Below are 14,448 nucleotides of genomic sequence, written 5' to 3'. Positions count from 1 at the left end.
GGCGAGGTGCCCGCTGTTCTGAGATCAGCCCCCCAACCAACCTATAAGCGCGCGAACGCGCGGCGGGCACCGTCGAGAGGTTCCGAGCGCCGCCATTTTCAGGAGACCCCATGCCTATTCAGCGCTTTTCACACGTGGCCTATCGCTGTGCCGATGCCAGCAAGACGGTCGACTTCTATACGCAACTACTCGGCCTCGACTTCGCCTTCGCCGTTGCGGAAAACTACGTTCCGTCGACCGGCAGGTTCGACCCGCACATACATGTGTTCCTGCGCGTCAGCCCCGGATCCTATCTGGCCTTCTTCGAGCTGTCCGAGGCTGCGGAGATGGGGTTCGATCCGAATACTCCGGACTGGGTCCAGCACATTGCGTTGCAGGTACCCAGCGTCGAAGAAGTCAGCAGCTTCAAGGAAGCGCTGGAGAGCGCAGGCATCGCCGTGATCGGGATTACCGATCACGGTATTTTCAAATCGATCTATTTCCGCGATCCGAGCGGACATCGCGTTGAAATCACCTGCGATTCACTGAGTGAGGAGATGTCCGAGCAACTACGCAGCAGATCGAAGGCGCTGCTTGATGAGTGGAGCCAGACACGCCGCGCGCCCGACATCGGCATCCATCGTTCGGGAGATCTCGCAGTTCCTGACGTGCCCAAGCCAAGCATTTAATCAAGGAAGCAGAGCATGAACGTCCTTTTTGAACACGTCGCGATCGATGTGCGACCTGGAGTCGTGATGGAAAGCCAGTCTGGCCTCCAGAACCTGCGGCCCAGAATCTACGGCGTACTGGGGCGCCCAGCCACCGGAAATCCCAAGACCGCGGCCCTGATCATGCACCCGACGTCCAACTACATGGGGCACTATTTCGTTGGGCCGCTGGCCGCGATGAATGTGCCATGCCTGGCACTCAACTCCCGCTACGCGGGCAACGATGCCCTGTTGCAGATGGAGCGCGTCATCCTTGACCTCGGTGCCGGTATTCGGTATTTGCGCGATCGGGGCTACCAGAAGGTTATCCTGATCGGCAGTTCCGGTGGCGGCGCTCTCGCAGCGTTCTATCAAGCGGAATCGGAAAACCTGACCGTGCATGAGTTCATCGAAGGTGGCCCGACCGGGGTCACCAGGGATGACCTGCCTCCGGCTGACGGCATTGTCCTTAGCGCCGCGCACCCGGGGCGCGCAGAAATTTTCGCCGAATGGGTCGACCCCGCGGTAACGAACGAGAACGACCTGTTTGCAACCAACCTGGAACTGGACATCTACGACGGTCCGATCCAGCCGCCCTTTACACCGCAGTTCATCGCCACGTTCCGCGCAGCACAGCTTGCGCGCCGCGCGCGGATCGAAAGCTGGGTAGAGGACGAGATCGCGGCACTCACGAGGCGACCGAACGGGCCGGCAGATCGCATCTTCGTCATTCACCGAACCCATTCCGATCCGCGCATGATCGACCTGGGCCTGGATAGCAACGATCGCAAATGGGGCAGCGTGTGGGGCGATCCACGCACCGTGAACTTTGCTGCCAACGCATTCGGCAGGGTGACGAGTCTGCGGGCGTTCATGTCACAGTTCTCATCGAAATCCCGTGCCCTGGGCCCGGCCAACCTCAAGCAGACCAGCGTGCCGGTGCTGCTGCTCGTGCACACCGCCGATGCCTCCACTTTCCCGAGCACGCGAGATGCATGGCAGGCTTCAGCCGAGGGACGTATCTCGACGGTGAACCTGGCGCGTGGCAACCATTATCTGGTCGGGCAGACTGAACTGGTCGAATACGGTGCAAATTCGATTGTCGACTGGATCGGCAGGAACGTTCACTGAGTCCCCGCCTGCGCGGGGAAGAGGTCGGCTCTGGGCTGTGCCCGAGCCGCCTCCCCTCTCAACGCGAGGCTTCGGCCAATGCGCTTTCGCCCAGCAGCATCTCACCAATGCCGCGCCCGCCGGGGATCATCGGCCAGACGTTCTCGCTGCCGTCGACGTGGATGTCGACGAAGACGGTGCGCGTCTTCCGCGCCAACGCCTCGCGCAGGGCCGGCTCCACCTCGGCCTCGGTCGTCACTGACAGGCCGACGTGGCCATAAGCCCGTGCCAGCGCCGGGAAGTCGGGCAGCGCTTCCATGTATGACTGCGAGTAGCGCCGCTCATATTCGACGTGCTGCAGCTGTCGCACCATGCCCAGGTAGCCATTGTTCAGCGAGACGATCTTGACCGGCAGATCGTACTGTTTGCACGTAGACAACTCCTGGATGCACATCTGGATCGAGCCGTCACCGGTGATGGTGATGACGTCGCGCTCAGGGAAAGCGTGCTTGACACCCATCGCATAGGGCAGGCCCACGCCCATCGTGCCCAGCCCGCCCGAATTGATCCAGCGGCGCGGCTGCGTGAAGCGGTAGTGCTGGGCGGCCCACATCTGATGCTGGCCGACGTCGGAGCAGATGATGGCGTCGGCGCCCGCCAGCCGGCTCAGGGTCTCGATCACGTACTGCGGCTTGATGCGCAGGCCGTCGCGCGCATAGGCCAGGCACTGGCGTGCCCGCCAGCCGTCGATGCGCTGCCACCAGTCGGCACGGTCGGCCAGCGGCGTTCGCGCTTCGCGCAGCATGGCGACCAGCTTGTCCAGCACCCGGCGCGCATCGCCGACGATCGGCACGGTCGGGCGCACGCGCTTGCCGATGCTCGCGGGGTCGATGTCGATATGAATGATCTGCCGCGGCGTCGCGCAGAAGTCGGCGACATCACCGATCACCCGGTCGTCGAAGCGCGCGCCGACGGCGAGCAGCACGTCGCATTCCTGCATGGCCCGGTTGGCCTCATAGGTGCCGTGCATGCCCGGCATGCCGAGGTAGCGCGGATCGGCGGCGGGGAAAGCGCCGAGTGCCATGAGGGTGGTGGTGACAGGCACATCGGCGAGCGCTGCCAGTTCCCGCAGCGCCGCGGTGGCGCCTGCCGTCACCGCCCCGCCGCCCACGTACAGGTAGGGCCGCCGCGCTTCGCGCAGCAACTGGGCAGCGTGCCGGATCTGGCCATCATGGCCTTCCACCGCGGGCCGGTAGGAGCGGATTTCGACCTTGTCCGGGTAGTGGAATGGCGCGCTGGCGAGCGCGACGTCCTTCGGGATATCGACCAGCACCGGCCCCGGACGCCCCGTGCGGGCGAGATGGAAGGCCTTCTTCAAGGTGACTGCCAGGCTGCTGACATCGGCCACGAGGAAGTTGTGCTTGACGATGGGCCGGGTGATGCCGACCGCGTCGCATTCCTGGAAGGCGTCCTCGCCGATCATCGACGTCGGCACGTTCCCCGACAGCACCACCAAGGGGACCGAATCGAAATAGGCCGTGGCGATGCCAGTGACCGCGTTGGTCACACCCGGGCCGGACGTTACCAGTGCCACGCCCACCTCACCGGTGGCGCGGGCATAGCCGTCGGCGGCGTGCACGGCTGCCTGCTCGTGGCGCACCAGCAGGTGCTGCAGTGCGGACTGGCCGGCGATGGCGTCGTAGATCGGCAGCACTGCCCCACCCGGATAGCCCCATACTGTACGCACGCCCTCCGCGAGCAGTGCTTCGACGATCATCTCTGCGCCTCGCAGGACTCGCGGGGCGTTTGCATTGGGCGTGGCGGGGGTATGGCGGAACTCCGGGACCGGCATGTTCATGGTTTGACTCTCTTCTCGATACTGTCTGCCGATGGTGCAGACGTGAAGAAGAATTCTAGGAACAGACCGGCCGCATGGGCTGCCGAACTTGGCCTCCGGCACTGGCGCCCGCAGTGGATCGTGCCGCAGCTGGTGTCGGCACTGCGCGAATCTTCCGCCGACAGGGCAAATGCAACAAACTACTTGTCGTCTACCGCGCCATGCCCGAACCATCCAGGCCGCAACCGCCGTGCCCGGAGCATTCTAGTCAGCTGATTCCCTGAGCATGGCCGGCGCCTGCCATCTCAGTGAATCAGCGACCGACTGCGATTGGCTACCCGACCATCGCTTCCTCAATTCCCTCCGCGACTGCTTCTACCCTGTCAGCCAGCAATCCAAGGGAGGCCCGGCAGAGCCCTCGCAAGGCATCCAACGTAGCCGGCTGCAGGGCTACGCTCCCCTCTTCCTGTGCGTCGCATTCGCTGTGCGTAACCAACGTCAGTACACAGGCCGTGCCTCGCGCAACCGCATCGGCTTGATCCAACAGATTCAATAGCAAGAGTTGCCGAGGAACAGGTAGCGCGTCCTCACGCGCTGCACGGCGGGTTTCGGGGCTGAACCGCGAAAGGGAATCATCGAGTCGGGGTGGGGTGAAGGTGTCGGGTTCGATGTTGGACTGGTACATTGCTGACCTCTGTAACGTAGAAGTGGAGGCCCGCCGCTCATTCTCACTTGAGGTGGCGGGCCCGACGACGGGGGTGAGAAAACCGGACGTTACCCGGCCCAGCCGAAGCTGGCCCCGCCCGGCCCGCCGTAAAGTGAAGGCGCACACAAGCGCAACGGACTCGAAAATTGCCGCTTACGCGAGCGTCCGCTGTAACGTGAACCGGGTTCTCACACCCGACTCCTGTTGATCAGGAGTCCAGCCAGTCTAGAGAACCCTGCCGTTCACAATCAAGGAGCAGATTGTGAAGGATCGATACGCTAAGTCAAGCGTAACAGTTGACTCCACAGAGCGGTGAGCTCCACGCCTTGGCGAAGGCACGCATCACGGTTTACAGGCAATGCCTTGATGGCATTCAACAAGGTACTTCGGCGGATTTGTGGTGCTGGTGAGATGTTGTCTCAGTTTGAACCGCCTGGTTCCGCCCTCCTGGGCGGGTCACTTTTTGTCCGAGCGACAAAAAGTAACCAAAAAACGCGTCGCCTGTGCGGCTGGCAATAAATTCCGCGGCGTTGGTCATATGGGCGGCGGTGGTTGCCGTTTTGCGTGGTTGCCCGTTCGACCCAGCTACGCTCCCTGTCTGGTGCCTACGTCGACGGACTATTGGACGAACCCGACTTTAGGCTATTGGCAGCCTGCTAATCAGGTCATCGGTAGGACGCCTTCGGCTGCGCTGCGCGCACTCAGTATCGTAGATCGGGTGCTCTGGCACGGAGTGCGTCGCTGCGCTCGCACGGCGCTGTCGTGATGCTGGGCCCAAGGCGCAAATCAGGAGGTGGCCGTCCCTCTGCCACCGTCAGCGCATTTTGAGCCGGCGTAGCAGCCGTAGGCGTCCCCGCGATATGGTCGGCAGCAGGCGGCCTACGCCCTGCATGGGGATCGTTCAATAGTGGGTTAACGCAGACGCTGTCACTAACTCACATGGCGTTAGCAGGGTCGAACGGGCAACCACGCCCAAACGGAAAGCACCACCGCTCGAACTACCAACGCCGTGAAATTGGTTGCCAGCCGCATAGGCGACGCGTTTTTTGGTTACTTTTTGTCGCTCGGACAAAAAGTGACCCGCCCAGGAGGGCGGAACCAGGCGGTTCAAACTGAGACAACATCTCACCAGCCCCCCAAGCCCCTCCCCCCTCAATCCGCCTGAATCTTCGCCGCCTTCACCACCCCACCCCAAAGCGCCAGCTCCCGCTGAATCCGATCCCCCAGCGCCTTCGGCGTGCTGATATTGACGTCATACCCCCCAGCCGTCATCCGTTGCCGGAAAGCAGCATCCTCCCCAACCGCCTTCTGCGCCTTGACCAGCTTGTCCACCACATCGGCCGGCAGCTTCTGCGGCCCCACCAGCGCATACCAGCCAGTCAGGTCATAGTCTTTCTGGCCAGACTCGATCATGGTCGGCACGTTCGGCAATGCCGGGTTGCGGGTCTTCGACGTGACCGCCAGCGCGCGCACCTTGCCGCCATTGATATGCCCGATGGCCGTACCGGTAATGTCGAACATGAACGTCACCTTGCCGCTCATCACGTCAGCCATGGCCGGCGCATTGCCCTTGTACGGAACATGCAGCATCTTCACGCTGTTCATCTGCGCCAGCAGTTCCGCGGACAGATGGTTCGACGCCCCAATGCCGGCCGAGCCGAACGAGACCCCCTCAGGATGCTTGCGCGCGTAGTCGACCAGCTCGCCCACGTTCTTCGCCGGGAAGTCCTTGTTCACCAGCAGCACGTTGGTGTAATCGGTGATCAGGCCGATATAGGTAAAGTCCTTGACCGGATTGAAATTGACCGAGTGCTGGATCAGCGGCGTCATGGTCATGGTCGGGCTGGCGACGAAATACAGCGTGTAGCCGTCCGGCGCCGCCTTGGCGGTCATGTCCGCGGCAATCGCGCCGCTGGCGCCCGCGCGGTTGTCCACCACCACCGGCTGCTTGAGCACGCGCCCGAGCTGCTCGGCATAGATGCGCGCGGCGGTGTCGACCGGGCCGCCCGGCGCGTAGCCCACCAGCAGCTTGACCGGCCGCGACGGGTAGGCGTCGGCGGCCCACGCCGCGCCCTGCAGCAGCAGCGTGGCGGTCAGGGCTGCCAGTGTCGTCCATGTCTTCATTATTGTCTCCTCCAGATATGGCTGATATTGCCCGGGGCCGGCAGGCCCGTCGGGCGCTTAATCGAGCATGGCGCGCAGCGGCTGCTTGAGCAGCTTGCCGCTCGCCGTGGTCGGAATCACGTCGACGGTGCGGACCTCGGCCGGCCGCTTGTACGGGGCCAGGCTCTCGCGCAGGTAGGTGTCCAGCGCCTTGCGGTCAAGCTCGGCGCCGTCCTGCATTTCAATGAAGGCCACCACTTCCTCGTTGCCGTCGCCGGTGGTGCGTCCGACCACGGCCGACTGGCGCACGCCGGGGAAGGCATTGATCACCGACTCGACCTCGATCGGGTAGACGTTGAAGCCGGAGCGGATGATCAGGTCCTTGGAGCGGCCGGAGATAAACAGCGCGCCGTCGGCATCCAGGTAGCCCAGGTCGCCGGTATTGAGCCAGCCGCCGGGCAGCAGCGCCTCGGCGGTCTGCTCGGGGTTGCGGTAGTAGCCCAGCATCACGCCCGGGCCGCGCACGCGGATCTGGCCGCGCTCGCCGGCGGGAAGCCGCTTGCCTTCGGCATCGGTGATCTCGATCTCAACGCCTTCGACGATATAGCCGGCCGAGCAGTCGGCGCGCGGGGCTTCCATGCGCGTGATGAAGAGCGAGCCGGCGTATTCGGTGATGCCGTAGCCATGGTGCAGCGCCTGGCCGAACAGGGTTTCGACCTCGCGCTTGAGCGTGGGGTCCAGCGGCGCGCCGCCGGTATAGAGGTAGCGCAGGCGCGGATAGGCGCCGGGCTTCGCGCCGACGGTGGGCGCCACCGCCATGATGCGCGTGAACATGGTCGGCACGCCCTGCAGGATGGTGACGCCGGGCGATGCCAGCGACTCGAACACTTCACTGGCGTCGAAGCGCGGGCGCAGGAACAGGCTGGCGCCGGCATACAGCGTGGCCATCAGCACCGTGGCAATGCCGAAGATATGCGACATCGGCAACGCGCCATAGGCCACGTCAGCCGGGCCCATGTCGCGCGAGGTGGCGGAGATGCGCGCAAACTGCGTCAGGCCCTGATGCGGCACCATCACGCCCTTGGGCGCGCCGGTGGTGCCTGAGGTATAGATCAGCGTGGCGACGCTGCGGGCCAGCCCGGCCGGCTCGCGCTGCGGCGGGGTGGCCGCACGCACCACCCGCATGCCGGCGTCGAACACCGGGCAGCCGGTGGCCTGTGCGCCCAGCCGCTCGCCGTGCGCCGCGGCCACGTCGGAGACATGGCCGGTGAACAGCACCAGCGCCGGCTGCGCATGATCGCGGATATTGTCGATCTCGCGCGCGGACAGGCGCGCATTGACCTGGATCGGCCATGCGTGCAGCAGGCTGCTGGCGAACAGCGTGACCACCATCTCGTTGCAGTTCTCGCCGACCACCATCACGCGGTCGCCCTCGCCCACGCCCTGCGCCGCCAGCCAGTCGCGGGCGGCCTCGATGCGCCGCCACAGCTCGCCGTAGCTGATGACGGCGCCGTTCTCGTGCAGGCACGGCGCGTCAGGCGTCTGCGCGGCCCAGTAGCGGGGGATGTCGTGGATATATTCGGGGCGGAAGGAAGACATGGTGCTGGTGGGTCTCTCGATGCAGGCTGACTTGGATATGCGGCGGAATGCACCCGGCCACATGAAACTGGCTGCATCAGTTTGCGGCAAGCCCCGTGCCGGAGCCATTTGGAATTCACTAAGGCCGTGTTCGTCAACGCCACTGGCCAGCCGCCGTTCGCCCCGCCACCACCCGGCGCAGGTGGTTCCGCCTCCGCGAAGGACGGCTTTATGATTGATGAAGCAAAGAATCGCGCCCGGCCCCTACAATCGGCCGGCACAGTGAGGGCCGCCGCTTTGACGCACTGCACAACCAGGCTGGGCAAGAAGCGCCGCGCGGCCCGCGTACCACAGGGGACATTCAGATGGATTTGCGTTTCACCGCCGAGGAACAGGCCTTCCGCGAGGAGGTCCGTGCATTCGCGCAGGCCAGCCTGCCGGAAGACATCCGCAACAAGGTTCTCAACCACCAGCGCGTGGAAAAGGACGACTACATCCGCTGGCACCGCATCCTGCAGGCCCGCGGCTGGGGTGCGCCGACCTGGCCCAGGCAATGGGGCGGCACCGGCTGGACCGCGCTGCAGCGCCTGATCTTCGAGATCGAGACCTTCCGCGCCGGCGCGCCGCGCCTGCTGCCGTTCGGCCTGACCATGATCGGTCCGGTGCTGATGAAGTACGCCAGCCCCGAGATGCAGCAGCGCTTCCTGCCGCGCATCCCCAATATCGACGACTTCTGGTGCCAGGGCTACTCCGAGCCGGGCTCGGGTTCCGACCTGGCCTCGCTGAAGACGCGCGCGGTGCGCAAGGGCGACAAATACATCGTCAACGGCCAGAAGACCTGGACCACCATGGCCCACTTCGCCGACTGGATCTTCTGCCTGGTGCGCACCGACCCCGAGGCCAAGGCCCAGGAAGGCATCTCGATGCTGCTGATCGACATGAAGTCGCCCGGCGTGACGGTGCGTCCGATCAAGACGCTCGACGGCGGCCACGACGTCAACGAGACCTGGTTCGAAGACGTGGAAGTGCCGGTCGGGAACCTGGTCGGCGAAGAGAACCGCGCCTGGACCTATGCCAAGTACCTGCTCGGCCATGAACGCACCGGCATTGCCGGCATCGGCCACTGCCACCGCGAGCTGCGCCTGCTCAAGCACTACGCCAGCCAGGCCACCGACGGCGCCGGCCGCCCGCTGATCGAAGACGTGCGCATGCGCGACAAGATCGCCCGCGTCGAGATGGACATCATGGCGCTGGAAATGCTGCTGCTGCGCGTCGCCACGCAGGCCGCCGGCACCCCCGGGCCCGAGGCCTCGATCGTCAAGATCCGCGGCTCCGAGGTGCAGCAGGACCTGGGCATGCTGATGATGGAAGTGGCCGGCCCCAACGCCTGGCCGTATTCGCCGGACTGGCTTGAACCGGGCGCGGCGCAGCCGGTGGCGGGCCCTGACTGGGCCGCCCCTGCCGCCTCCACCTACTACGACATGCGCAAGACCTCGATCTACGGCGGCGCGACCGAAGTGCAGAAGAACATCATCTCCAAGATGATCCTGGGTTTCTGAAGGGATAGCTGACATGGACTTCACCTACAGCGAAGAGCAACAGATGCTGGCGGACAGCCTGCGTCGCTTCATCGATACCGAATACACCTTCGAGGCCCGCCGCAAGAGCGCGCGCGCAGGCGAGAGCCTGGATCGCGGCGTGTGGAACAAGCTGGCTGAAATGGGCGTGCTGGGCCTGACCGTGCCGGCCGACTTCGGCGGCTTCGGCGAAGGCCCCGCCAGCCAGCTGGTGGTGCAGCGCGAACTGGGCCGCGGCCTGGTGCTGGAGCCGGTCACGCCCAGCGGCGTGATGGCCGCGGCCATCCTGGCCGCCCACGGCAGCGCCGCGCAGAAGCAAGAATGGCTGCCCGCGATCGCCTCGGGCGAGCGCATCGTGACGCTGGCCTACCTGGAGCCGACCACCCGCTACCGCCCGGAATCGGCGCGCGCCAGCGCCGAGCGCAGCGGCGACGGCTACGTGCTCAACGGCATCAAGAGCGTGGTCTGGCACGGCGCCGCCGCCGACGCCTACCTGCTGACCGCGCGCGTGGCCGGCAGCAATGAGATTGCGTTGTTCCTGGTGCCGCGCGACAGCAAGGGCCTGGGCGTCACCGCCTACCCGACCATCGACGGCCTGCGCGCCGCCGACCTGTCGCTGCAGAACGTCACCGTGCCGGCCAGCGCGCTGGTGGGCCAGCCCGCCGACGGCCTGGCCGCGCTGGGCGTGGGCCTTGAGCACGGTGTTGCCGCGCTGTGCGCCGAGGGCGCCGGCGCCATGGAAAAGCTGATCGAGATCACCGCCGAGTACCTGGGCACGCGCCAGCAGTTCGGCAAGCCGCTGGCCAGCTTCCAGGCACTGCAGCACCGCATGGCCGACATGCTGGTGCAGAAGGAGCTGGCACTGTCGATGGCCTACGTCGCAGTCCAGGCGCTGGACGAGGCCGATCCCGCCGCGCGCCGCCGCATGCTGTCCGCGGCCAAGGTGACGCTGGCCCGCGCCGGGCGCTTCGTCGGCCAGCAGGCCGTGCAGCTGCATGGCGGCATGGGCATGACCGATGAGCTGTCCGTGGGCGACTACTTCAAGCGCCTGACCATGCTGGACCAGTTGCTGGGCGACAGCGACTACCACCTGCAGCGCTTCGGCGAAGTGATGGAAGCCTGACCCTGGCTGCGGCCGCTGGCCGCACGCTGGCGCGAGGCCGGGCACTTGCCCGGCCTCGCGCCGTTTAAGTCCCCTACCCCCGCCTCCCCCCTTCCCGTACCGCCCCGGTACGCTCCCGCACTCCTCGCGGGATGCTGGCACGCCACCCGGATTGTCCCCGCCCCCTCCGCCACGCCGGACGCTAGGGAAATCCACTAGTCCGTTCCAACGATTCCCCGCCGCCGCGCCATCACTACGCTGTCACCACAGGCACAGGCACAGCCGGCGCCGGCAATTCCTCTTTACAAGGAGCGAGACTTCAATGAAATCCAGCACAAGACAACTGATACGCGGTGGCCTGCTGCTCACCAGCATGGCCCTGGCGGCGGCATCGTGGGCGAAGGCCACCCCGGAGGAACTCAAGCAACTGGATGGCCCCCTCACGCCGATGGGCGCCGAGCGTGCCGCCAGCAAGGACGGCGAGGTCCCGGCATGGTCCGGCAAGTGGCTGGGCACGCCGGCGCATGTCAAATACCAGCGCGGCGAACGCTACCCGGACCCGTATGCCGATGAGAAGCCGCTGTTCGTCATCACCGCGCAGAACATGGCGCAGTATGCCGAGCGGCTCAGCGACGGGCAGAAGGCGCTGTTCAAGAAGTATCCCGATACCTTCAAGATGCCGGTGTACCCAAGCCATCGCGATTTCCGCTACGAGGACGCGGTCTACAAGGACATCCGCACCTACGCCACCACCGTCAGCATGACGAGTGATGCCAACGGCCTGAAGGAAGCGGGTCCGCAGGTTCCCTACCCGATTCCGAAAACCGCGATGGAGCTGTTGTGGAACCAGCGTTTCTCGTCGGCCATCGGCACCGAGAAGGCTCAGTTCGACCAGGCCGTGGTGTATCCGAACGGCTCGATCGCGTGGGGGCGCGTCTCGTACAGCATCCTGTCGCCGCGCAACAATGGCAAGTTTGACCCGCGCAGCGCCCTCAACGAGCGCTCCTTCTTCCGCACCTCCACGGATCTGCCGTTGCGCGACCGCGGCCAGGTGATCGTGGGCTATGCGGTCTGGGACCAGGAGGGTTCTGACTCCAACCGCACGTGGATCTACAACCCGGGCACGCGGCGGGTGCGCCAGGCGCCGGAATTCGGCTTTGACCAGCCCCAGGGCCCCGGCGGCTTCCGCACCGTGGACGACGACCGGCTCTTCAACGGCTCGGGCGAGCGCTACAACTGGAAGATCGTCGGCAAGAAGGAGATCTTCGTCCCGTACCACAACTACAAGCTGCTGAGCACTTCCGTCAAGTACAAGGAACTGCTCACGAATGGCCATGCCAATCCGGACGTGATGCGCTATGAACCGCATCGGGTGTGGGTACTGGAAGCAACGCTCAAGTCCGGCTTCCGGCACCAGTATGCGAAGCGCGTGCTGTATCTCGACGAAGACAGCTGGCTGGCCCTGGCGGCCGACAACTACGATGGCCGCGGCCAGTTGTGGCGCACCAATCTCCAGGCCTCGGTATACGCCTATGATGCGCGCCGCTACTATCCGACCACGGTGTTCTACCATGACCTGATTTCGGGTGCCTACATGGCCGACCGCCTGACCAACGAAGGCCCGATGGCAACGCTGAACAACAGCCCGGAATTCAACGAGGTGTTCTTCTCACCGGACGCCGCGCGCGGGTCGGGTACCTGATCCCATCGTGATACCCGGCCGGGCGCAGCCTTTGGCGCCCGGCCGGGCCCCCCTCCCCGCCCATGCCGCAAGGCAACGACTCCCCTCCCGCTGTTCCCCAACGCCACTGCCCGCTTGCCTCGGTGTGGCGGCTGGCGCCGGCGTGGCAATGTGCCATGCATCCCATCCCTTCCTGTACGCTAGTACCCGAGTCATTTCATGAAATCCCCCTATAAAATCAGATTTATTTAATTCTGATTTCGATCAAAACGAATAATTTCTAGAATTCGTCCAATTTATCGCTGAACGCCGCCCCGAACAACATTTGAGGCGAATTGATGCGCCTCAAGTGCGCGTGCCGCGTGTACTGACGGAAACCTTCACCTATAACGGCAACGGGCGCCTGATCCTGGCCGAAAACGCCGACAGCCGCCTGCAATGGTTCCACGACGCAGCGGGCAATGTGGTGCGCGAACACCAGCACTACCGCTGCCTGAAGGTGCCGCTGGTGGCCGTGTGGCGGCACGAATACGACGCGCTGAATCAGCGCATCGCCACCGTTCGCCCGGACGGGCACCGCGTGGGCGTGCTTACCTACGGCTCTGGCCATGTGCACGGCGTGATGCTGGACGACCGGGAGTTGGTGCAGTTCGAGCGCGACAACCTGCACCGGGAGATTGCCCGCACGCAGGGCAACCGGCTGGCGCAGTCGCAGGTGTACGACCCCGCGGGACGTTTGCTGGAACAGACGCTTTCACACGTCGAGGGCGCCCATGCGGGCCAGCGCATGCTGCGCCGCGAGTACCAATACGACGCGGCGGGGCAACTGTCCAGCATCCGCGACATGCGGCGCGGCACGCTGCAATACCGCTACGATCCGGTGGGGCGCCTGCTGGAGGCCAACAGCGCGCTCGGGGTGGAAACCTTTGACTTCGACCCGGCGGGCAACCTGCTGCACGACCCCGACACGCGCGTATTCAAAGCCGACCCGGCCCGTGGCCGGCCCGAGTTCCACAGCCGCCTGCAAGGCCGCCCGAAGCTGGTGGACAACCTGCTTAAGCAGTACGCCGGTACCCACTACGAGTGGGACGAGCGCGGCAACCTGAGTTTGCGCGTGGTCAACGGTGTCCATGAGCGCTTCGCCTGGGATGCCTTCAACCGGCTGGTGGGCTGGCACAGCCCGAAGGTCGAGGTGAAGTACCGCTATGACGCGCTGGGGCGGCGCCTGTCCAAGTCGTCGTCGGCCAACTACTTCGAGAACCAGAATGACGGCGAAATCTACCGGCGCAACGAGCGGGCACGGCTGAACCAGGAATACGGCTGCGCCTTCACGCTGTATGGCTGGGACGGTGACCAACTTGCGTGGGAGAGCCGCCAGGAACCCGAGGCCGGTGTCGGCGACCACTTCCGGATAATACCGGGTGCGGAGCGCACCACGCACTACCTGTACGAGCCGGGCAGTTTCGTGCCGCTGGCGCAGGCGGTGCGGCGCGAGGCCATCGACCTGCTGCCTGAACCCGCCTGGGAGGGAGACTATGACCTGAACGACGATCCGCTGTGGACCCAGCAGGCCGCGCCGCAGCCGTTCGAGGCGCTCGCCTGGTATCAATGCGACCACCTGGGCACGCCGCAGGAACTGACCGACGAGGCGGGCGAACTGGCGTGGAGCGCGCAGTACAAGGCGTGGGGCGCGGCGCAGGAGGCAATCTCGAACGCCGCGAGGAAGGCCGGCATCCAGAATCCGCTGCGCTTCCAGGGGCAGTATTACGATCACGAGAACGGGCTGCACTACAACCGGCACCGGTATTATGATCCGGTGGCGGGGCGGTTTGTTAGCAAGGACCCCATCGGGCTCGCGGGCGGCATCAACGTCTACCAGTACGCACCCAATCCGGTGAGGTGGGTTGATCCGCTCGGGTTGGCTCGCGTTTATAAGGATGCTCCCTATCATGGAGCCACGGACAATGCGGTGAAAAGCAGAGCTCCGACTAACGGACAAGCTGCACTCGATAACTCAGTCCAAGTTAAAGACACATCGCCAAGGCGTGTTGGAGTCGATGTTGACAAT

The 14,448-nt window shown here is 65.0% G+C and carries 8 protein-coding genes and 1 pseudogene; 6 read left to right on the top strand and 3 right to left on the bottom strand.

Features of this window, described 5'->3' with window-relative positions; genetic code table 11:
- Window positions 1–110: 110 nt before the first annotated feature.
- Together AC3WLE_RS19290 and AC3WLE_RS19285 are read left to right on the top strand one after the other, a co-directional pair.
- Window positions 111–668, top strand: a complete 558-nt coding sequence (locus AC3WLE_RS19290; protein ID WP_492353075.1) for a VOC family protein — start codon at window positions 111–113, stop codon at window positions 666–668.
- A 15-nt stretch (window positions 669–683) separates the two neighbouring features.
- Complete coding sequence (locus AC3WLE_RS19285; protein ID WP_492356569.1) at window positions 684–1,817, top strand: alpha/beta hydrolase family protein; 1,134 nt, start codon at window positions 684–686, stop codon at window positions 1,815–1,817.
- 58 nt (window positions 1,818–1,875) lie between these two features.
- Here the strand turns inward: AC3WLE_RS19285 and ilvB are convergent, their stop codons facing one another.
- The 3 genes from ilvB to AC3WLE_RS19270 form a co-directional block, all read right to left on the bottom strand.
- Window positions 1,876–3,654, bottom strand: a complete 1,779-nt coding sequence (ilvB, locus tag AC3WLE_RS19280) for a biosynthetic-type acetolactate synthase large subunit (protein WP_492356570.1) — start codon at window positions 3,652–3,654, stop codon at window positions 1,876–1,878.
- A 1,837-nt stretch (window positions 3,655–5,491) separates the two neighbouring features.
- Window positions 5,492–6,463 carry a Bug family tripartite tricarboxylate transporter substrate binding protein gene (locus tag AC3WLE_RS19275; RefSeq protein ID WP_492363589.1) on the bottom strand — a complete coding sequence of 324 codons (972 nt, stop codon included), beginning with the start codon at window positions 6,461–6,463 and terminating at the stop codon, window positions 5,492–5,494.
- Window positions 6,464–6,520: 57 nt separating this feature from the next.
- Entirely contained in the window at window positions 6,521–8,041 is a 1,521-nt protein-coding gene (locus tag AC3WLE_RS19270) for a class I adenylate-forming enzyme family protein (RefSeq protein WP_492321118.1), read from the bottom strand.
- A 344-nt stretch (window positions 8,042–8,385) separates the two neighbouring features.
- Between AC3WLE_RS19270 and AC3WLE_RS19265 the strand changes: the two genes are divergently transcribed.
- The 4 genes and pseudogenes from AC3WLE_RS19265 to AC3WLE_RS19250 all read left to right on the top strand — a co-directional run.
- A complete protein-coding gene (locus AC3WLE_RS19265; protein WP_492321117.1) occupies window positions 8,386–9,579 on the top strand; it encodes an acyl-CoA dehydrogenase family protein in 1,194 nt (397 codons plus the stop codon).
- Window positions 9,580–9,592: 13 nt separating this feature from the next.
- Complete coding sequence (locus tag AC3WLE_RS19260; RefSeq protein WP_492321116.1) at window positions 9,593–10,720, top strand: acyl-CoA dehydrogenase family protein; 1,128 nt, start codon at window positions 9,593–9,595, stop codon at window positions 10,718–10,720.
- Between the two features lie 301 nt (window positions 10,721–11,021).
- Window positions 11,022–12,401 carry a DUF1329 domain-containing protein gene (locus AC3WLE_RS19255; RefSeq protein WP_492321115.1) on the top strand — a complete coding sequence of 460 codons (1,380 nt, stop codon included), beginning with the start codon at window positions 11,022–11,024 and terminating at the stop codon, window positions 12,399–12,401.
- A 313-nt stretch (window positions 12,402–12,714) separates the two neighbouring features.
- Window positions 12,715–14,304 (top strand): annotated as a pseudogene (locus AC3WLE_RS19250) (RHS repeat-associated core domain-containing protein); the annotation flags it as partial.
- Window positions 14,305–14,448 lie beyond the last annotated feature (144 nt).

It is taken from the genome of Cupriavidus sp. FW306-1B-F12B, from assembly GCF_058781795.1.
Note: the sequence above shows the minus strand (reverse complement) of the source record. Positions and strands in the feature narration are given on the sequence as shown.

What these genes read in the sequence shown, in the direction of transcription:
- AC3WLE_RS19265 (WP_492321117.1), top strand. Translation starts at nt 8,386, where the DNA reads ATGGATTTGCGTTTCACCGCCGAGGAACAGGCCTTCCGCGAGGAGGTC.
- AC3WLE_RS19255 (WP_492321115.1), top strand. Translation starts at nt 11,022, where the DNA reads ATGAAATCCAGCACAAGACAACTGATACGCGGTGGCCTGCTGCTCACC.
- AC3WLE_RS19290 (WP_492353075.1), top strand. Translation starts at nt 111, where the DNA reads ATGCCTATTCAGCGCTTTTCACACGTGGCCTATCGCTGTGCCGATGCC.
- AC3WLE_RS19285 (WP_492356569.1), top strand. Translation starts at nt 684, where the DNA reads ATGAACGTCCTTTTTGAACACGTCGCGATCGATGTGCGACCTGGAGTC.
- AC3WLE_RS19275 (WP_492363589.1), bottom strand. Translation starts at nt 6,463, where the DNA reads ATGAAGACATGGACGACACTGGCAGCCCTGACCGCCACGCTGCTGCTG.
- ilvB (WP_492356570.1), bottom strand. Translation starts at nt 3,654, where the DNA reads ATGAACATGCCGGTCCCGGAGTTCCGCCATACCCCCGCCACGCCCAAT.
- AC3WLE_RS19270 (WP_492321118.1), bottom strand. Translation starts at nt 8,041, where the DNA reads ATGTCTTCCTTCCGCCCCGAATATATCCACGACATCCCCCGCTACTGG.
- AC3WLE_RS19260 (WP_492321116.1), top strand. Translation starts at nt 9,593, where the DNA reads ATGGACTTCACCTACAGCGAAGAGCAACAGATGCTGGCGGACAGCCTG.